The organism is Streptomyces sp. SPB162 (assembly GCF_029504575.1).
Taxonomy (GTDB): domain Bacteria; phylum Actinomycetota; class Actinomycetes; order Streptomycetales; family Streptomycetaceae; genus Actinacidiphila.
The window spans coordinates 4,243,458-4,262,081 of record NZ_JAQFII010000001.1; the positions used below are offsets into that span (position 1 = coordinate 4,243,458).

The window sequence follows — 18,624 nt, forward strand, 5'->3', positions numbered from 1 at the left end:
CCACCATTCGGCGTAAGCTGAGGCGCGTGGGTTTGCCTGAGAAGGCTGTCGGGTACACCATGGAAGTCACGGATCGTTCGCGACCGTGCTAACCCGGTCTGGCTCCTCCCCCCCCGAGTCGGACTGTGGGGACGACCCCCGCTCTCCCCCCCGGCGGGGGTCGTCGCATGTCCGCATGTCTTTTCGGACCGACGTCCCGGTAGCTCCTCTTCCTTTTATGCGGTAGCTCTCACTCCCCTTGCGCTGCCTGTATCCGGTATGACGTGTCACGTTCCGTAATCGTTGCGCTTTGGTGGCGAACTCACCCGTTCGGGTGACGGAGTTATCCACAATCGCCGAGTTATCCACCGGAACCGACCAAGATCATCCGATTCTCCGAAACGGCCGGACTCTGTTCGCAGGCGATGCACACCGTGCACGCGGAACGAACGAGGGGACAGGGCCGTGACTGAATCCATCACACCCGACCGGAGCCCGGCGGCCGCAGAGGATCCGGGCGGACCGCTGATCGTCACTCAGGACGAGGCACTGCTCGACGACCTGCTGCGGCTGTGCGCGGCCGCGGGCGCCGAGCCCGAAGTGGCCTTCGGGGCCCCGCCGCGTGCCGGCAGCTGGGAATCCGCACCGCTGGTGCTCGTCGGCTCCGACGACACCTCCCGGCTGCGCGGCGCCGTCCGGCGCAAAGGCGTGCTGCTCGTCGGCCGGGATCTGGACGACCAGGACGTATGGCGCAGAGCCGTCGACATCGGGGCCGACCACGTCCTTTTCCTTCCGGACGCCGAGTCGTGGCTGGTCGACCGGATCGCCGACGTGGCCGAGGGAGTCACCGAGCCGGCCCTGACCATCGGCGTGGTGGGCGGCCGCGGCGGCGCCGGAGCCAGCACGCTGGCGTGCGCCCTCGCGGTGACCGCGGCCCGCGACGGCCGCCGCGCGATGCTCATCGACGGCGACCCCCTCGGAGGGGGCCTCGACATCCTGCTCGGCGCCGAACGCGCCGGCGGACTGCGCTGGCCCGACCTCGCCGACTCCCGGGGGCGCGTCAACAGCGGAGCGCTGGAGGAGTCGCTACCGCGGCTGAACGCGCTGAGTGTCCTCAGCTGGGACCGCAGCGACTCCGTGGTCATCCCGCCACAGGCCATGAGGTCGGTGCTGGGCGCCGCCCGGCGCCGCGGCGGAGTCGTCGTCGTGGACCTGCCCCGGCGGATCGACGAGGCCGTCGCCGAGTCGTTGGCCCAGATCGACGTCGGGCTCCTGGTCGTCCCGGCCGAGTTGCGGGCGGTGGCCGCGGCCACCCGGGTCGCCTCGGCGGTCAGCATGGTCCTCAAGGACCTGCGAGTGGTCGCCCGTGGACCCTTCGCCTCAGGACTCGGCGACGAGGAGATCGCCCGGCTCATCGGCTTGCGATTGGCGGGCGAACTGCCGTCGGAACCAGGCCTGGTGGAGGCGCGGGACGGCTGCCGCCCGCCGGGCGCGAGCGGGCGCGGGCCGCTGGCCCGCTTCTGCTCCGCCTTCCTGGCCCAGGCCCTGCCCAGCGGCGGGAGCGTGCCGGTATGAGCGCGGACCGCGCGGAACCGAGGGCGGCGCTCCTGGACGCCGTCCGACTCCGCCTCGCGGAGTACAGCGGGGACCCCACGCCCAGCAGGGTCGCGGCAGCGCTGCGCGCCGAAGGACGGCTGCTGGGTGACACCGAAGTGCTCGGCGTCGTCACCGCGCTGCGCTCCGAGATGGTCGGCGCGGGACCGCTGGAGCCGCTGCTCGCGGATCCCGACGTCACCGACGTGCTCGTCAACGGGCCGGAGGAGGTGTGGGTCGACCGCGGACGCGGCCTGGAGCGCAGCGATGTCGGCTTCGCCGATGCCGCCGCCGTCCGCAGGCTCGCCCAGCGGCTCGCGACCACCGCCGGCCGGCGGCTGGACGACGCCCGGCCCTGGGTCGACGCCCGGCTACCGGATGGCACCCGGCTGCACGCCGTGCTGCCGCCCGTCGTCGTCGGCTCGCCGTGCCTGTCGCTGCGTGTGGTGCGGGCCCGTGCCTTTGCCCTGGACGAGCTCATCGCCGCCGGCACCATGGACGCCGAGACCGCCGGGCTGCTCCGGGCCGTCCTCGACGCCAGGCTCTCCTTCATGATCAGCGGTGGCACCGGCACCGGGAAGACCACCCTGCTCAGCTGCCTGCTGGGCCTGGTGGAACCGGATCTGCGCATCGTGCTCGCGGAGGACTCCGCGGAACTGCGGCCCGACCACCCGCACGTCGTCCGTCTGGAGACCCGCCCGGCCAATCAGGAGGGCGCCGGTCTGGTGGAGCTGCGGGACCTGGTGCGCCAGGCCCTGCGGATGCGCCCGGACCGACTGGTGGTCGGCGAGGTCCGCGGTCCGGAGGTCACCGAGCTGCTCGCCGCTCTCAACACGGGTCACGAGGGAGGTGCTTGCACGGTGCACGCCAACGCTGCCTGCGACGTGCCGGCCCGGCTGGAGGCGCTCGGCTCGACCGCCGGACTCGACCGGGCCGCCCTGCACAGCCAGTTGGCGGCGGCGCTGTCCGTCGTCGTCCATCTGGCCAGGGACCGCTCGGGACTGCGCCGGGTCGCCGAGATCCATGTGCTGGAACGCGGCCCCGACGGGTTGGTGGTGACCGTCCCGGCCGTGGTGTGCGGCCCGCACGGCGCCGGGGAACGGGGCCCGGGTTGGGACCGGCTGGCGGCCCTGTGCGAGCGGGGCGCGTCATGAGGGCCGGGGTGGTGCCGGTGGCCCTGTGGGCGGCCGTGCTCTGCGCCGGGGCCGCCGGGTGGCTGATGTACGGCAGGGACGCCGTCCTGCGCCGGGCCCGGCTCCTGCTGGCCGGCGGTCATCGGCCGGGCACCGCGTGGACGTGGGGGCCCGGGATGTGGCAGGGGCCGACGGCCCGCGGGCAGGCGCTGCTCACGTCGTTGCGCGAGCGGCTCGGGTGGCGGCTCGGACGAGAACTCCTCTGCCTGCCGGGCGGACTGGTGCTCGCTCTGCCGGCGCACTCGGTGCTGCCCGCGCTGGCAGGAGCGGCCGCTGTCCCGCTGGTCGGCCGCCAGTTGCGGGAGCGGGCGCGGCGCGCGGCGGTGGAGCGCCGCGTGACAGCCGTCGGCACCCTCTGCGGGACGGTCGCCGGTGATCTGCGGGCCGGAAGGCCGCCGCACACCGCGCTGGCGGGCGCGATCGAGGACGACGGCTGGCCGGACGCCCCCGAACTGGTCGACGCGGCGCGGCTGCTGCTGGCCGCCGCCCGGTTCGGCGGGGACGTGCCGGAGGCACTGCGGGCCGCGGCGCGCCAGGAGGGGGCCGAGGGGCTGGCGGCTGTCGCCGCCTGCTGGCAGGTCGCCGTCGACGGCGGTGCGGGGTTGGCCGCGGGCCTGGACCGGATCGCGGGCGCTCTGCGCGCCGAACGCGATCAGCGGGACGATCTGCGCGCCCAACTGGCCGGTCCCCGCTCGACCGCGCTGATGCTGGCCCTGCTCCCGGTGTTCGGCGTGGTGCTGGGCGCGGGCCTCGGGGCGGATCCGGTGGGGACGTTGCTGGGCACCTCGACGGGGCTGGCCTGCCTGCTGGCGGGCGGCTTGCTGGAGTGGGCGGGGCTCGCCTGGACCGGACGCATCGTGCGATCCGCCGAGGAGTCCTGGTGAACGGCGACGGTGTCCACAGCCTGGGGACAGCCGTCTCGGTCACCGCCGCCGTCCTGTGTGTCGTGGTGACGGTGATCGAGACCCGGCGGGAGCGCGCCGCGCTCGGCAGACTCCGGTTGCTGTTCGGGGTGCGGGTCGCCAAGAGCCCCGGAGCCGCCTGGTGGACGCGAGGGCCCGCGCTGCGCACCTGGGGTCCGGTGGCGGCGGTGGCGCTCGGCGCGGCCGTGTTCGTCGGAGGTGTCCCCGGGTGTGTGACCGGTCTGCTCGCGGCGTACGGGATACGGCACTGGCAGCGTCGGTCACGGGCGGCCGGCGGTCACCGCCGCGACCGGGACGCCACGCGTCAACTGCCGCTCTGCGCAGACCTGATGGCCGCCTGCCTGGCGGCGGGCGCCCGGCCGGGCGACGCGGCACAAGCGGTCGGCCGCTCACTGGGCGGGCCACTGGGCGACGGACTCATACGCGTCGCGGCCGAGATCCGCCTGGGCGGCGACCCCGAGCGGTGCTGGGAACGGTTCGGCCGGCTGCCCGCGGCGAAGGGGCTCGCCCGCTGCCTGGCACGCGCCTCGCACAGCGGCGTGGCGCCGGTCGACGAGGTGGCACGCCTGGCCGCCGACTACCGCGCGGCACGCGGCCGTTCGGCGCTCGCCAGGGCCCGGCGCGCGGGAGTGCTGGCCACGGCCCCGCTCGGCCTGTGTTTTCTGCCGGCCTTCCTGCTCGTCGGAGTGATTCCGGTGGTGCTGGGGCTGGCGGAGGGGATCCTCGCCGGCGGCTCCGGTCAGGGCCCGTGAGAGCGCGGCACACGAACGTCGGTCAACGCATATCGATGCAGGTGCAAGGGGGAACATCATGATGGTCCGGATGCTTCGCGCGACGGCCGGACGGCTTCGGTCGACCGCGGACGCGGGAATGACCACGGCGGAATACGCCGTCGGCACGCTGGCGGCCTGCGGGTTCGCCGCCGTGCTCTACAAGATCGTGACCAGCGGCGCGGTGAAGTCGGCGCTCAGCGGCCTGATCGAGAGGGCGCTCGATGTGTCCTTCTGAGGGGTCGCCCGCAGGATCGTCCGAGCGGCCTTCGCAACCGCCCTCCCGGGCACCGTCAAGGAGAGTGCGGCGGGGCGAGCGGGGGTTCGTCACCGCCGAGGCCGCCGTAGCCCTACCGGTCATGGTGCTCTTCACCACGGCGCTGCTGGGTGGGTTGATGGCCGCGGCGAAACAGATCCAGTGCGTGGATGCCGCGCGGGCGGGCGCACGGGCCGCGGCCCGGTCCGAGCCGGAGGCCGCCGCCCTGGCGGCGGCCCGATCCGCCGCCCCGCGGGGGGCCGCGGTGTCGCTGGCCCGCGACGGGGAGCTGATCCGGGTGCGGGTCACCGCCCGGGCACCCGTGCTGGAGGTTTTGCTGCACGCCGAAGCGGCGGCGCTCGCCGAGGACACGGTCCGGTGAGCGGCCGGGGACGGCGCGGGGACCGGGGCTCGGCGACGGTCTGGGCCGCGCTGCTGATAGGGGTGCTGTGCCTGGCGTTCGGCGCGGTCCTGGCCATGGGCCAGGCGGTTCTCGCCCGCCACCGGGCGGGCGGCGCGGCGGACCTGGCGGCCCTGGCCGCGGCCGACCACGCGATGGACGGCTCGGACGCAGCCTGCGCACGGGCGGCCCGGACGGCGGCGGCCCAGGGCGCCCGGCTCGTCCGGTGCGCGGTCACGGGCGGGACGGCCGACGTCACCGCCGCCGTCGGCCGGGCCCGGGTCCGCTCCCGCGCGGGTCCGGCCTCCCCGGCCGACGCTCACCCTTCGGTCGGGGCCGGGCCTGCTTCCGGATCCGTTGGCGTCGGCTCCGGGGCGACACGCCCGGCGGCGATCCGTTCGGCATCCGATTCCGGGACCGTTTCGCGGGCCAGCAGGCAGTCCAGGAGGCGGACGGCGGCGCGTTTGTCCAGGGGCTCGTTGCCGTTGCCGCATTTGGGGGACTGGACGCAGGAGGGGCAGCCGAACGCGCACTCGCAGGAGGCGATGGCCTCCCGCGTGGCGGTGAGCCAGCCGCGGGCCGTGTGGAAGGCGCGTTCGGCGAAGCCCGCCCCGCCCGGGTGCCCGTCGTAGACGAAGACGGTGGGCAGGCCGGTGTCGGCGTGCAGAGGGATCGAGACGCCGCCGATGTCCCACCGGTCGCAGGTGGCGAAGAGCGGGAGGAGGCCGATGGAGGCGTGTTCCGCGGCGTGCAGGGCGCCGGGGAGTTCCTCGGGGTGGATCCGGGCGGCCTCCAACTGGTCCTCGGTGACCGTCCACCACACCGCGCGGGTGCGCAGTGAGCGCGGTGGGAGGTCGAGTTTGGTCTCGCCGAGCACCTCCCCGGTGATCAGCCGGCGACGCAGGAAGGACACGACCTGATGGGTGACCTCGACCGATCCGAAGTGGACGCGGGCAGCGCCCCAGGACTCCTCCAGGTCGGTGGAGAGGACGGAGACGGAGGTGTTCTCCCGGGCGATCGTCGAGTAGTCGGGGTCGGCCTCCCCGACCAGCGCCACGGCGTCGTCGAGGTCAAGGCGCTCGACCAGGTACGTCCGACCCTGGTGGAGGTGGACCGCGCCGTCGTGGACCGAGGCGTGGGCGGAGGCGTCGTCGACGGTGCCGAGCAGCCGCCCGGTGGCGGACTCGACGATCTGGACGGCCTTGCCGCCGGCGCCCCGGATGTCGGTGAGGTCCGCGGCGCGCTCCCGGCGGGTCCAGAAGTAGCCGCCGGCCCGGCGCCGCAGCAGGCCGCGGCGTTCGAGCTGGGGGAGCAGGGCGCCGGCCTCGGGTCCGAAGAGCGTCAGATCGTCGTCGGTGAGCGGGAGTTCGGCGGCGGCCGCGCACAGATGGGGGGCGAGGACGTAGGGGTTGTCGGGGTCCAGCACCGTGGACTCCACCGGGCGCTGGAAGATCGCTTCGGGGTGGTGGACGAGATAGGTGTCGAGCGGGTCGTCACGGCCCACGAGGATGGCGAGCGCGCCCTGTCCCGCGCGCCCGGCGCGGCCCGCCTGCTGCCACATGGAGGCGCGGGTTCCGGGATAGCCGGCGAGCAGGACGGCGTCGAGCCCGGAGACGTCGACGCCCAGTTCCAGGGCGGAGGTGGAGGCCAGACCGAGGAGCCGGCCCGAGTGCAGGTCGCGTTCGAGGGCGCGGCGCTCCTCGGCGAGGTAACCGCCGCGGTAGGCGGCGACCCCGCGCGGGCAGCGACGGGTCGACGGCCGCCAGCTTCTCCTGCGCGATCAGCGCGATCAGCTCCGCGGCACGGCGGGACCGGACGAAGGCGACGGTGCGGGTGCCCTGGACGACGAGGTCGGTGAGGAGGTCGGCGCACTCGGCGGTGGCGGTGCGGCGGACGGGCGCGCCGTGCTCGCCGCTCAGCTCGGTCATCGGCGGTTCCCAGAGGGCGAAGGCCAGTTCACCGCGGGGGGAGGCGTCGTCGGTGACCTCGACGACCTGGACACCGGTGAGACGGCCGGCGGCCGCCGCGGGGTCGGCGGCGGTGGCCGAGGCGAGCACGAAGACCGGATCGGCTCCGTAGTGGGCGCACAGCCGGCGCAGGCGCCGCAGCACCTGGGCGACGTGCGAGCCGAAGACACCCCGGTAGGTGTGGCACTCGTCGATGACGACGTACCGCAGCCGGCGCAGGTAGGAGGCCCAGCGGGCGTGGGCGGGGAGGATGCCGCGGTGCAGCATGTCGGGGTTGGTCAGGACGTACGTGGCGTACTGCCGGACCCACTCGCGTTCCTCGAACGGAGTATCGCCGTCGTAGAGCGCGGGACGGATCGCGGAACCGAGCGGCCGGGCGAGCGCGGCGACCGCTCGCCGCTGATCCGCTGCGAGGGCCTTGGTGGGCGCCAGATAGAGCGCGGTGGCTCCGCGGCCGTTCGGAGCCTCCGAGCCGTCCAGGAGGGCGCTGAGGACCGGGGCGAGGTAGGCGAGGGACTTGCCGGAGGCGGTTCCGGTGGCGACGACCACCGACTGGCCGCGCATCGCGTGGCCGGCGGTGAGCGCCTGGTGCTCCCAGGGGCGCTCGATACCGGCCGTCCGGATGGCGTTCAGCACCTCCGGACGGATCTGATCAGGCCAATCGGCATGGCGACCCGCCCGCGGGGGCAAGTGCTCCGTATGGGTGATGCGTGCGGCTCGGCCTGCCCCCGTGGCGAGCCGCTCGAGAACGGTGCGGGGGGACGGGCGGCCGTGCGCCGACTGCGGAAGTTGATCCTTAGCCATCGGCACTCAGTGTGTCACCGGCATGACGGACAATCGCAGGAAGGCGTCGTGCCGGTCGGCTGTGAAGTGATTGAATGCCATCGCGGCTGCCGATCCGTACCCTCCCTTTCGACGGGGAGGTTCCCGGGGGCGACGCCGCTCGATGCAAGGTGCTGGAGGATCCGTGGACCTGTCCCTGTCGACTCGAACCGTTGGCGACCGTACGGTCGTCGAGGTCGGCGGCGAGATTGATGTGTACACCGCGCCCAAGCTGCGTGAGCAGCTGGTAGAGCTGGTGAACGACGGCAGTTATCACCTGGTTGTGGACATGGAGGGAGTCGACTTCCTCGACTCCACCGGTCTGGGTGTGCTGGTCGGCGGTCTCAAGCGGGTGCGTGCTCACGAAGGCTCGCTGCGTCTGGTGTGCAACCAGGAGCGCATTCTTAAGATTTTTCGGATTACCGGCCTGACCAAGGTGTTCCCGATCCACACCTCGGTCGACGAGGCTGTCGCGGCGAACGACTGACTCATCCCGATCGTCGCAGGACGGGGGTACCGGGCGGTTTCGTCGCCCGGTCCCCTGTGATGCCCACCCATAGGAGCGAGGGGGAGGCCATGCCCACCGTAGAACTGCTCTTCAGCGCTCAGCCCGAGCACGTGCGCACCGCACGGCTCGTAGCGGCTGCGGTAGCGCGCCGGGCGGGGGTGGACGAGGCAGTCCTTGACGAGGTGCGGCTTGCCGTGGGCGAGGCGTGCAGCCGAGCTGTCGGTCTGCACCTGAGCAACGGCGTGGACCGGCCCGTGCGGGTCCTGCTGACCGAGGAGGAGAAGAAGTTCTCCATCGAGGTCGGCGACGAGGCACCGGGTGCGCCGGCGGGCTCCGTCCCGTCGGCCCGGGCCTCGGGTACCGACGACTCCGACGAGGAGTCAGAGATGGGCCTGGCCGTCATCAGCGGCCTGGTTGACGACGTCGAGGTCACCGTGGGCGAGCACGGCGGAATCATCCGCATGAGCTGGCCGACGGCACCCGTCGTCGTACTTCCCTAAGGGCTGTCCCGCCGAACCCGCACCATGCCCGCGGCGCCCGCCCCCGCCGCACCCGCGCACCCGCACCGCGCGTGACACCCGAACGGCCCAACCTCGACGGGTGAACGGGTGAAACACGCGGCCCGCGCCGCGGTGCCCGGCGGGCTGCCCTGACGCCGTTACCCGACGCCGCTGCCCTGACTCCGCTCTCGCGTGATGTCGCGCGGCCTCCGTGCCCCTGCGCGTGCCCGCACGCCCCTGCGCACCGCCTTCGCCGCGCCCGATTCTTCACCGCATTCGGTGGTTTACGCGCCCGCGGGGAATTCCGGCTTCCCCGACACAGGCGAATTCTGATCCCGCGCACTGTTTTGATCTAGTCCCGCTCCCTACAATCCGTGCATCTTTGCTCAGCTCGCTGAGCGTCGCGGCTGTGGGAGTCGCAGGAGCCGCGCGCCCATGCGCCAAACGTCAAGGAGGACGAATGGCGGGGCCACTTACCCCTCACACGCACGACATCGCTCAGGCACTGGCCGCCGGGCCGGTACTGACCGACGGCAACCGGAATCTCGTACTGATCATCGTGGTCGTCGCACTGGCGGCACTGGCGCTCGCCGGAGTGCTGGTACGTCAAGTGCTCTCGGCGGACGAGGGCACCGACAGCATGAAGCGCATCGCCGCTGCCGTGCAGGAAGGCGCGAACGCCTATCTCGCACGGCAGTTCCGCACTTTGGGGATCTTCGCCGTAGTGGCGTTCTTCCTGCTCATGCTGTTGCCCTCGGACAACACTTCGCAGCGAATCGGCCGTTCGGTGTTCTTCCTCGTGGGCGCCGTATTCTCGGCGGTCACCGGTTATGTCGGCATGTGGCTGGCGGTGCGCGCGAATGTGCGCGTGGCCGCGGCCGCCCGGTCGGCCACGCCCGCGGCCGGAGAGCCGAAAGCGGATCTGACCGATGTCTCGCACCGCGCGATGAAGATCGCTTTCCGCACCGGTGGTGTGGTCGGCATGTTCACGGTGGGCCTCGGCCTGCTGGGAGCCTCGGTCGTCGTGCTCGTCTACAAGGCCGACGCGCCCAAGGTGCTGGAGGGCTTCGGCTTCGGCGCGGCCCTGCTCGCGATGTTCATGCGTGTCGGCGGCGGCATCTTCACCAAGGCCGCCGACGTGGGCGCCGACCTGGTCGGCAAGGTCGAGAAGGGCATCCCCGAGGACGACCCGCGCAACGCCGCGACCATCGCGGACAACGTGGGCGACAACGTCGGTGACTGCGCCGGAATGGCCGCCGACCTCTTCGAGTCCTACGCCGTCACCCTGGTGGCCGCACTCATCCTGGGCAAAGTGACGTTCGGCGACGCCGGGCTGGCCTTCCCGCTGCTCATCCCCGCGATCGGCGTGCTCACCGCGATGGTCGGCATCTTCGCGGTCGCGCCGCGCCGCTCCGACCGCAGCGGGATGACCGCCATCAACCGCGGTTTCTTCATCTCCGCCGTCATCTCCATGGTGCTGGTCGCCGTGGCGGTCTACCTCTATCTGCCGGCCACCTACGCTGAGCTGAAGGGCGTCCCGGCCGACATCGCCGGCCATTCGGGTGACCCGCGCGTCCTCGCGCTCGTCGCGGTCGCCATCGGCATCGTGCTCGCCGCGCTCATCCAGCAGCTCACCGGCTACTTCACCGAGACCAGCCGGCGTCCCGTCCAGGACATCGGCAAGTCCTCGCTGACCGGCGCGGCCACTGTGGTCCTCGCCGGGATCGCCATCGGCCTGGAGTCGGCGGTCTACTCGGCGGTGCTGATCGGGCTGTCGGTCTACGGGGCGTTCCTGCTCGGCGGCACCTCGGTGTGGCTCGCGCTGTTCGCGGTCGCCCTGGCGGGCACCGGCCTGCTCACCACCGTCGGCGTGATCGTGGCCATGGACACCTTCGGCCCGGTCTCCGACAACGCCCAGGGCATCGCCGAGATGTCCGGGGACGTGCACGGCGAGGGCGCCCAGGTGCTCACCGACCTGGACGCGGTCGGCAACACCACCAAGGCCATCACCAAGGGCATCGCCATCGCCACGGCGGTGCTCGCCGCCACCGCGCTCTTCGGCGCGTTCAAGGAGGCGATCGACACCGCCGTCACGGGCGCCCATATCTCCGAGTCGGACATGCGGTGGCTCAGCCTCGACATCTCGCAGCCGAACAACCTGTTCGGACTGCTGCTCGGCGCGGCCGTCGTGTTCCTCTTCTCCGGCCTCGCCATCAACGCCGTCTCGCGCTCGGCGGGCTCGGTCGTCTACGAGGTGCGGCGGCAGTTCCGCGAGCACCCCGGGATCATGGACGGCACGGAGCTGCCGGAGTACGGCAAGGTCGTCGACATCTGCACCAAGGACGCGCTGCGCGAGCTGACCACCCCCGGTCTGCTCGCCGTGCTCGCGCCCATCGCGGTCGGCTTCTCCCTCGGCGTCGGATCGCTCGCCTCGTACCTGGCCGGCGCGATCGGCACCGGCACCCTGATGGCGGTGTTCCTGGCCAACTCCGGCGGCGCCTGGGACAACGCCAAGAAGCTGGTCGAAGACGGCAACCACGGCGGCAAGGGCAGCGAGGCCCACGCCGCGACCGTCATCGGTGACACGGTCGGCGACCCGTTCAAGGACACCGCGGGCCCGGCGATCAACCCGCTGCTCAAGGTCATGAACCTGGTGGCACTGCTGATCGCCCCCGCGGTGGTGAAGTTCTCGTACGGCGACGACGCGAACCTCGGGGTCCGCATCGCGGTCGCGGTGATCGCGATTGTGATCATCGTCGGCGCGGTCTACAACTCCAAGCGGCGCGGCATCGCGATGGGGGACGGCAACAACGCCTCGACGCCGGAACGCTCGGCCGATCCGGCATCGGTCTCCTGACCGACGCCTCGTCAGAACGGCGGCGGGCGGCACCTTTCGGGTGCCGCCCGCCGCCGTGCGCGAGAGCGCCGATACCGCCCGTTCCTTGGTGCAAATGGCTTGATCAGCGGACGAATCTCCCTTCGGACTCGTGGTCGACACCCGTATGGCGTGTAAGTTCCGGGGCCGTAGAGCCATGGAAGGGACACAACCGGTGAAGAAGAAGCTCGTGGGCGCGCTGTCCGGCGCCGCTCTGCTCCTGGCCTTGACGGGATGCGGCAGCGACGACTCGAACGACAAGCTGGACGCCTGGGCGAAGACCGTCTGCGACCAGGCCTCGGCACAGACCAAGCAGATCAACGACGCCAACACGGCCATCACGAAGGTCGACAAGAACGGCAAGCCGGCGGACGTGAAGGCGGCGGACTCGGAGGCCTTCCAACAGATCTCCGAGGCGTACAAGTCGCTCGCGGACATCGTGAGCAAGGCCGGGGCGCCGCCGATCGACAACGGGGCGGCGCAGCAGAAGGACACCGTCGCCGACCTGGCCAAGGCGTCCGCCGCCTACGCCGCGGTGAAAACCAAGGTCGACGGCCTCGACACGGCCGATCAGGGCAAGTTCGCCGACGGTCTCACCGCCGCCTCGGAGCAGGCGGACACGGCGAACAAGACCGCCGAGTCGGCGCTCAACACCCTGCGCAAGGGCGAGGTCGGCAAGGCGATGGCCAACCAGACCGGCTGCAAGACCCCGGCCGCACCATCCGCGTCCTGAAGTCCGTCCTGAAGCGTCCGGGACCTGAAGCGTCCGGGACCTGAAGCGTCCGGGACCTGAACCGGCCGCGGACCGGGGTACGCCTCCGGCGGCCCCCGGTCCGCGGCCGGCCCACCCGATCCGACGATCCGACACGGCCCGGCGCCCTTCCGGGGGCGCCGGGCCGCGCTCGTTCCGCGACAATGGAGGCGTGAGTACCCCGCCCCTCTCCAGCGCCCCGCCCCTCCCCGCCCCGGACCACGCGGAACAGCTGCGTGACGCCCTGCGGGCCGCCGCCTTCACGGCCGACGGCTGTCTCGATCTGCTCGGCGCCACCGCGTACGCGGCCCTGTCCAGGGCCGAGACCGTGCCCGCGCTGCGCGCCACGCGCGGCGGCAGCCCGCTGGAGTCGCTGGTGCGGCTCTTCCTGCTGCAGCGGCCGGTGCCCCACGAGCGGCTGCGCGCCGCCCTGCCCGTCGACGAGTGCCTCGCCGACGGCTGGCTGGTCAGGGACGGCGACGAGCTGCGCGCCACCGTCGACGTACGGCCGTACGCGGGCGACGGCGGCGAGGACTGGTGGATCGTGTCGGACCTCGGCTGCGCCGTCGGCGGCGCCGGCGGCATCGGCACGGCGCCCGGCGTGGACCGGGCGGAGCTGGTGCTGGGCGTCGGAGGGGCCTCCACGACGCTCGCGGGGCTCACCGTCCGCGACCCCGCCGGCTCCGCGCTCGACCTGGGCACCGGCTCCGGCGTCCAGGCGCTGCACGCCTCCCGGCACGCCACCCGCGTCACCGCGACCGACGTGAACGCGCGTGCCCTGCACTTCACGCGCCTCACCCTCGCGCTCTCCGGCGTGCCGGAGGCCGATCTGCGGCAGGGCAGCCTCTTCGACCCGGTCGGCGAGGACCGCTACGACCTGATCGTGTCCAACCCGCCGTTCGTCATCTCCCCGGCGGGCCGCTTCACGTACCGCGACGGCGGCATGCGGGGCGACGATCTCTGCCGCACCCTCGTCCAACAGTCCGCCGCGCACCTCAACGACGGTGGCTACTGCCAGCTCCTCGCCAACTGGCAGCACACCGACGGCGAGGACTGGCGGGAGCGGCTGGCCGGCTGGGTGCCGCGCGGCTGCGACGCCTGGATCGTGCAGCGCGAGGTCCAGGACGTGACCCAGTACGCCGAGTTGTGGCTGCGTGACGGCGGCGACCACCGCGACGACCCCGAGCGGTACGCCGCCCGCTACGACGCCTGGCTCGACGAGTTCGAGCAGCGCAAGGTCAAGGGCATCGGCTTCGGCTGGATCACCCTGCGCAAGTCGGGATCCGACCGGCCGGCGATCACCGCCGAGGGAATGGCCGCACCCGGTGGAGCAGCCGCTGGGGGCGCACATCAAGGACTGGTTCGGCCGCCAGGACTTCCTGCGCACGCACGACGACGCCGCTCTGCTGGAGGCGCGCTTCCGGCTCGCCGACGAGGTGGTGCAGGAGCAGGTGGGCCTGCCGGGCGCCGAGGACCCGGAGCACGTGGTGCTGCGCGCCAACCGCGGGATGCGGCGCGCCACCAAGGTCGACACGGTCGGCGCGGGCTTCGCGGGCGTGTGTGACGGGACGCTGCCGGCCGGCCGGATCCTCGACGCCATCGCGCAGTTGCTGGGGGAGGACCCGGTGATACTGCGCGACCGCACGCCGGACGCGATCCGGCTCCTCGTCGAGCAGGCCTTCCTCGACCCGGTACGGGACTGAGCCGTCCGGATGCGCCGACGCCCGGGCGCACCGACGTCCCGACGCACGGCGGCCCGCTCCCGTGCGGAGAACGGGAGCGGGCCGAGGCAGGGCGTTGAGCGGGATCAGCCCTGCAGGACACGACCGTTGGAGTCGGTCCGGTCCTTGCTGGTGAAGAAGATGATGGCGTCGATGAACGACCAGATGCCGCAGCCGCCGAGGGTGAAGAGCTGGCCGAGGGCCATGCCCGTGTGACCCGTGTAGAAACGTCCGATGCCGAGGGAGCCGAGGAAGAGCTGCAGCAGGCCCGCGGTGATCTTGGACTTGTCCGACAGCGGACGGCCCTGGGGGTCGTAACCGAACGGTGCGTCGGGCGTGGGCGTGGCCATGGATGGCTCCTTGCTTAGGGGACGAGACACCTGGGACGTGCTTAGGTGCTCCGCCCCCCGATGCGTGGCCTGATCCTGGCAGCAACGCCTACCAAGAGTCACATCATTCGGCCGGACTTCATGAAAACGTGATCAGATGCGCGCTAATTGATATTGCGCAGGACACCCCAGAGCAACGCCGCGCCGATGAGGACCGCCTGGTACCGGCCCGGGACAACCGGCCGGTACACCCGGCCGCGCAGGCCCTCCGCCAGCCAACGGCCGTAGAGGAAAAGGCCCATGGGCGCGAAGAGGAACAGGGCGGCGTTGTCGTGGAACGCGCCGGGCAAATCACCGTGCATCAGGTCATAGACCATGCGCGTCGCGCCGCATCCGGGACAGAGCAGCCCCGTCGCCCAGTTGAACGGGCAGCGCGGCAAGAGGTGCCCCGGCTCGTGCGGGTTGGTGGTCCACAGGTAACCGGCGCCCGCGAGGAGCGCGAGCGGGACCGCGGCCGGGTGCGAGACGAGACGTCGCACCCGGCCGGCGGGCGGTCGCAGGCGGGTTTCAGCCACGCAGAACGCGACCCTGGGCGTCGGTGTTGTTGTTGCCGGTCAGCAGGATGATGCCGTCGATCAGCGACCAGATGCCGCAGCCGCCGAGGGTGAAGAGCTGGCCGAGCGCCATGCCGATGTGGCCGGTGTAGAACCGGCCCACGCCGAAGCCGCCCAGGAACAGCGAGAGCAGCCCCGCCGTCACCTTCGACTTGTCGGAGTACGGGCGGCCGTAGGGGTCGTAGCCGTAGGGCGCGGCCGGGTCGCCGGTGTACGCGCCGGGCTGCGCGTAACCGGGCTGCATGCCCGGCTGCTGCGGGTAGCCGTAGCCGGGCTGGCCGCCGGCCGGCTGGCCGTACGGGTTCTGCGGGGGCTGCTGCGGCTGGCCGTACTGCGGGTAGCCGTATGCCGCGCCCGGCTGCTGCGGGTCCTGCGGCTGGCCGTACGGGTTCTGGTCGGACATGGCGGGTGGCTCCCCCTGCTGAGTAACGTCGGGCGTCGGACACATCGGTTGCGGTCGACGCCGCACATCTTTCCAGCTCGCCCGAGTGCTCGTCCCGCCCGGGGCAGAATGCGGGGGTGATCCGCATAGAACTCGACGAGGCGTCGCTCGGACGCACGCGCATCGCCATGAGTCCGCTGTGGGACGCGTTCTGCAGCCTGCACCTGGCGAAGCCGGACCGGCAACCCTCCTGGCCGTACCGGAAATGGGTCGGCCGGGCCCGGCACGTACTGGCGGCCGACCACCGGACGTGGCCGCTGCGCGCCCTGCTGGAGGGCCCGCTGAACTTCCCCGACTTCATGCTGCCGCGGCCGCTCGGCACCACCGCGATCGAGGCCGAGCTGGACGTCCTGCGGGCCACCGCACCGGAGACGGTGAAGCAGCAGATCGCCGAGCACTTCCCCGACGGGCCGCCCGAGCTGTACCGCCCGTACCGTGACGATCCGAGGCGCGCCTGCGGCGAACTCGCCGACGCCTACGCCGCCTACTGGCAGGCCGTCCTCGAACCGCACTGGCCGGTCATGCGCCGGCTGGTCGAGGACGAGGTCCTCATCCGGGCCCGGACGTTCGCCACCGAAGGCGTCGACGCGCTCTTCGCCGGCCTGGAGGCCCGCGCCCGGTGGAACCCGCCGATCCTGGAGCTGACCAAGCACATCGAGGCCGACTACCGGGCGGGGGAGCGCAGCCTGCTGCTGGTGCCGCTGGTCTTCGCCGAGGGCTGCCGGCTGTACTCCACCGACGACCCGGGCGTCATGGCCGTCTCCTTCCAGGCCCGCGGCGCCGGTGCGCTGCGCGACGAGCCGGAGGAACGTGCCGATGACCGGCTCGGCATGCTGCTCGGGCGCGGCCGGGCCACCGTGCTGCGGGAGCTGGCCGCGCCGCTCACCACGGCCGGCCTCGCCGACCGGCTGGCGTTGGCGCCCTCGACGGTCTCGGAGCACCTGTCCGTGCTCGCCGAGGCCGACGTCGTCAGCCGGCACCGGGTCGGCCGCAACGTCTACTACCAGCTCACGGACACCGGCCGGGCGCTGCTCGCGCTGCTCAGCGGGGAGAACGTGCTGAGAGCCGTCGTGTGAGCGCGGGGGCGACGATTCGGGGGCCACCGAATCAGTCGCCGGCGGCCACCGCGCTTCGTAGCGTCGCCCGCATGCTGGCAATCGACGCGCACGAACTGCGGCGCACCTACCGTTCCCGCACCGGATGGCTGCGCCCGCGCACCACCGAGACCGAGGCCGTCCGCGGTGTCACCTTCCAGGTGCGGCGCGGCGAGCTGTTCGGGCTGCTCGGCCCCAACGGCGCGGGCAAGACCACCACCATCAAGATGCTCAACACGCTGCTGCTGCCCACCGGCGGCGCGGCCCGTGTCCTGGGCCACGACGTCGCCACCGACCCCGTCGCGGTGCGCCGCCGGATCGGCTACGTCTTCGGCGGCGACCGGGGCCTGTACGAGCGGCTCTCCGCATACGACAACCTCCGCTACTTCGCCGAGCTGTACGGCGTCGAACCCCGTGAGCAGAAGCGCCGGATCGCCGAACTCCTCGACCTCACCGGCCTCACCGACCGGAAGCGCGAACGCGTCGAGGGTTACTCGCGCGGCATGCGCCAGCGGCTGCACATCGCGCGCGGACTGCTGCACCGGCCCGAGGTGCTGTTCCTCGATGAGCCGTCGATCGGTGTCGACCCGGTCGCCGCCCGCGAGCTGCGCCGCACCGTCGCGGACCTGCGGGCCGGCGGCACGACCGTGCTGCTCACCACCCATTACATGGCGGAGGCGGACGAGTTGTGCGACCGCATCGCCGTCATCGCCGGCGGTGAGATCCGCGCGCTCGACACCCCGGACCGGCTGAAGGCGCGCGTCCAGGAGCGCGCGGTCACCGAGATCGAGGCGTACGGGGCGGCCGAGACGCATCTGGCGGCGATCCGGGCGCTGCCGGGCGTACGCGGCGTCGCGGTCGAGGACCGCGGCCACGTCCAGGTGCTGACCGTCCAGGCGGAGCGGGACGCCGATCTGCACGGGCCCGTGCTCGGGGCCCTCGACGGTGTCCGCCTCGGCCGGATCAGCGACCGCGAACCCACCCTGGAGGACGCCTATGTGGCGATCGTGGAAGCTGCTCAAGACGTTGCCGGTGCTGCCGGTGTCGCCGGTGTCGCCGGTGCTGCCGGTGTTGCCGGTGTTTCCCAGGTGGTCGCGTGATGCGCGCGACGCGCAGGGCGCTGCGCCTCATCGCGGTCGGCGTCCGCACGCACGTCTCCTACATGTCGCGCTCCCCGCTGGAGATCACCTTCGCCGTCATCGTCCCGATCGTCTACGCGACGCTGGCCGTCTACCTCTTCCGGGCCGCGGACCACCCCGACCGGCTGCTGGAAGCGTCCGTCGGCGCCGGCCTGATGGGGATCTGGTCGTCGGTGCTGTTCGGCTCGGGAGGGGCGGTGCAGAACCAGCGCTGGCTCGGCACGCTGGAGACCCTGGTGGCCGCGCCCGCGCCGCTCGGCCTGATCCTCCTGCCGATCACGCTGGCCACCGCCGTCGTCGGCACGTACGCGATGGGCGCGACCCTGCTGTGGGGCACCCTGCTCTACGGGGTGCCGCTGACCTTCGCGCACCCGCTGCTCTTCCTCGTCGCGGTCCCGGTGTGCGTGCTGTCGCTGGGCATGATGGGGATGCTGCTGGCCTCGACGTTCGTGCTGCTGCGCAACGCGAACGCGCTGGCCAACCCGCTCGACCACCCCGTCTGGATGCTCTCCGGGATGCTCGTGCCGATCACCGTCCTGCCCACCTGGACCCGTCCGCTGTCCTGGGCACTGCCCACCACCTGGGGCGCACGCGCCGTGCACGCCGCGACCGCCGGGGGCGAGGTCGTCACGCCGATGCTCACCGGACTCGGCGTCGGCGCGCTCTGGCTGCTGACGGCCCTGCTCACTCTCACCCGCGTCGAACGCCGCGCCCGCGCGGCGGCCACCCTCGCCCTCACGTAAGGAGC

The 18,624-nt window shown here is 72.5% G+C and carries 16 protein-coding genes and 3 pseudogenes; 15 read left to right on the plus strand and 4 right to left on the minus strand.

Going from position 1 to position 18,624, the window contains the following annotated elements; translation table 11 throughout:
• Positions 1-444 precede the first annotated feature (444 nt).
• The 7 genes and pseudogenes from ssd to M2266_RS19445 form a co-directional block, all read left to right on the plus strand.
• Positions 445-1,554 (plus strand): septum site-determining protein Ssd, encoded by a 1,110-nt coding sequence (gene ssd / locus M2266_RS19415; RefSeq protein WP_277439328.1) that lies wholly within the window; start codon positions 445-447, stop codon positions 1,552-1,554.
• Positions 1,551-2,726, plus strand: coding sequence for a TadA family conjugal transfer-associated ATPase (locus tag M2266_RS19420; protein WP_277439329.1), 1,176 nt, complete (start codon positions 1,551-1,553; stop codon positions 2,724-2,726). The genes ssd and M2266_RS19420 overlap by 4 nt, the downstream gene beginning before the upstream one ends.
• Positions 2,723-3,649, plus strand: coding sequence for a type II secretion system F family protein (locus M2266_RS19425; protein WP_277439330.1), 927 nt, complete (start codon positions 2,723-2,725; stop codon positions 3,647-3,649). The genes M2266_RS19420 and M2266_RS19425 overlap by 4 nt, the downstream gene beginning before the upstream one ends.
• Positions 3,646-4,440 (plus strand): type II secretion system F family protein, encoded by a 795-nt coding sequence (locus M2266_RS19430; RefSeq protein ID WP_277439331.1) that lies wholly within the window; start codon positions 3,646-3,648, stop codon positions 4,438-4,440. The genes M2266_RS19425 and M2266_RS19430 overlap by 4 nt, the downstream gene beginning before the upstream one ends.
• A gap of 58 nt (positions 4,441-4,498) precedes the next feature.
• On the plus strand, positions 4,499-4,696 hold the full coding sequence (locus M2266_RS19435) for a DUF4244 domain-containing protein (RefSeq protein ID WP_277439332.1): 198 nt from the start codon (positions 4,499-4,501) through the stop codon (positions 4,694-4,696).
• Between the two features lie 64 nt (positions 4,697-4,760).
• Positions 4,761-5,096 (plus strand): TadE family type IV pilus minor pilin, encoded by a 336-nt coding sequence (locus M2266_RS19440; RefSeq protein WP_277439333.1) that lies wholly within the window; start codon positions 4,761-4,763, stop codon positions 5,094-5,096.
• Positions 5,093-5,425, plus strand: a pseudogene (locus M2266_RS19445) (Rv3654c family TadE-like protein); the annotation flags it as partial. The gene M2266_RS19440 and the pseudogene M2266_RS19445, both read left to right, overlap by 4 nt.
• Positions 5,426-5,433: 8 nt before the next feature.
• Here the strand turns inward: M2266_RS19445 and M2266_RS19450 are convergent.
• Positions 5,434-7,885 (minus strand): annotated as a pseudogene (locus M2266_RS19450) (DEAD/DEAH box helicase).
• Between the two features lie 163 nt (positions 7,886-8,048).
• On the opposite strand from M2266_RS19450, the gene bldG reads away from it, so the two are divergent.
• The 5 genes and pseudogenes from bldG to M2266_RS19475 all read left to right on the plus strand — a co-directional run bounded on the left by bldG (position 8,049) and on the right by M2266_RS19475 (position 14,240).
• Positions 8,049-8,390 (plus strand): anti-sigma factor antagonist BldG, encoded by a 342-nt coding sequence (bldG, locus tag M2266_RS19455; protein WP_138357092.1) that lies wholly within the window; start codon positions 8,049-8,051, stop codon positions 8,388-8,390.
• Between the two features lie 89 nt (positions 8,391-8,479).
• Complete coding sequence (locus M2266_RS19460) at positions 8,480-8,911, plus strand: ATP-binding protein (protein WP_277439334.1); 432 nt, start codon at positions 8,480-8,482, stop codon at positions 8,909-8,911.
• A 460-nt stretch (positions 8,912-9,371) separates the two neighbouring features.
• A complete protein-coding gene (locus M2266_RS19465; protein ID WP_277439335.1) occupies positions 9,372-11,768 on the plus strand; it encodes a sodium-translocating pyrophosphatase in 2,397 nt (798 codons plus the stop codon).
• 193 nt (positions 11,769-11,961) lie between these two features.
• Positions 11,962-12,519: a small secreted protein gene (locus tag M2266_RS19470; protein ID WP_277439336.1), complete on the plus strand. Its 558-nt coding sequence runs from the start codon at positions 11,962-11,964 to the stop codon at positions 12,517-12,519.
• Positions 12,520-12,709: 190 nt separating this feature from the next.
• Positions 12,710-14,240: pseudogene (locus M2266_RS19475) on the plus strand (methyltransferase).
• Between the two features lie 104 nt (positions 14,241-14,344).
• On the opposite strand, the gene M2266_RS19480 reads toward M2266_RS19475, so the two are convergent.
• The 3 genes from M2266_RS19480 to M2266_RS19490 all read right to left on the minus strand — a co-directional run bounded on the left by M2266_RS19480 (position 14,345) and on the right by M2266_RS19490 (position 15,604).
• Positions 14,345-14,608, minus strand: a complete 264-nt coding sequence (locus tag M2266_RS19480) for a TM2 domain-containing protein (RefSeq protein WP_277439337.1) — start codon at positions 14,606-14,608, stop codon at positions 14,345-14,347.
• A 143-nt stretch (positions 14,609-14,751) separates the two neighbouring features.
• Positions 14,752-15,162, minus strand: a complete 411-nt coding sequence (locus M2266_RS19485) for a DUF2752 domain-containing protein (RefSeq protein WP_277439338.1) — start codon at positions 15,160-15,162, stop codon at positions 14,752-14,754.
• Positions 15,155-15,604 carry a TM2 domain-containing protein gene (locus M2266_RS19490; protein ID WP_277439339.1) on the minus strand — a complete coding sequence of 150 codons (450 nt, stop codon included), beginning with the start codon at positions 15,602-15,604 and terminating at the stop codon, positions 15,155-15,157. The genes M2266_RS19485 and M2266_RS19490 overlap by 8 nt, the downstream gene beginning before the upstream one ends.
• Before the next feature lie 116 nt (positions 15,605-15,720).
• On the opposite strand from M2266_RS19490, the gene M2266_RS19495 reads away from it, so the two are divergent.
• The 3 genes from M2266_RS19495 to M2266_RS19505 all read left to right on the plus strand — a co-directional run bounded on the left by M2266_RS19495 (position 15,721) and on the right by M2266_RS19505 (position 18,619).
• Positions 15,721-16,719, plus strand: coding sequence for a helix-turn-helix domain-containing protein (locus tag M2266_RS19495; RefSeq protein ID WP_277439340.1), 999 nt, complete (start codon positions 15,721-15,723; stop codon positions 16,717-16,719).
• Positions 16,720-16,790: 71 nt separating this feature from the next.
• The gene (locus tag M2266_RS19500) at positions 16,791-17,837 is read left to right on the plus strand and encodes an ABC transporter ATP-binding protein (RefSeq protein WP_277439341.1); all 1,047 of its coding nucleotides are present in this window, start codon (positions 16,791-16,793) and stop codon (positions 17,835-17,837) included.
• The gene (locus tag M2266_RS19505) at positions 17,837-18,619 is read left to right on the plus strand and encodes an ABC transporter permease (protein WP_277441271.1); all 783 of its coding nucleotides are present in this window, start codon (positions 17,837-17,839) and stop codon (positions 18,617-18,619) included. The genes M2266_RS19500 and M2266_RS19505 overlap by 1 nt, the downstream gene beginning before the upstream one ends.
• The last annotated feature ends 5 nt before the right edge of the window (positions 18,620-18,624 follow it).

Bases quoted from the DNA above. Each gene is read 5' to 3' on its own strand.
- M2266_RS19420 (WP_277439329.1), top strand. From the start codon at position 1,551: ATGAGCGCGGACCGCGCGGAACCGAGGGCGGCGCTCCTGGACGCCGTC.
- M2266_RS19465 (WP_277439335.1), top strand. From the start codon at position 9,372: ATGGCGGGGCCACTTACCCCTCACACGCACGACATCGCTCAGGCACTG.
- M2266_RS19490 (WP_277439339.1), bottom strand. From the start codon at position 15,604: ATGTCCGACCAGAACCCGTACGGCCAGCCGCAGGACCCGCAGCAGCCG.
- M2266_RS19425 (WP_277439330.1), top strand. From the start codon at position 2,723: ATGAGGGCCGGGGTGGTGCCGGTGGCCCTGTGGGCGGCCGTGCTCTGC.
- M2266_RS19435 (WP_277439332.1), top strand. From the start codon at position 4,499: ATGATGGTCCGGATGCTTCGCGCGACGGCCGGACGGCTTCGGTCGACC.
- M2266_RS19460 (WP_277439334.1), top strand. From the start codon at position 8,480: ATGCCCACCGTAGAACTGCTCTTCAGCGCTCAGCCCGAGCACGTGCGC.
- M2266_RS19505 (WP_277441271.1), top strand. From the start codon at position 17,837: ATGCGCGCGACGCGCAGGGCGCTGCGCCTCATCGCGGTCGGCGTCCGC.
- M2266_RS19480 (WP_277439337.1), bottom strand. From the start codon at position 14,608: ATGGCCACGCCCACGCCCGACGCACCGTTCGGTTACGACCCCCAGGGC.
- M2266_RS19500 (WP_277439341.1), top strand. From the start codon at position 16,791: ATGCTGGCAATCGACGCGCACGAACTGCGGCGCACCTACCGTTCCCGC.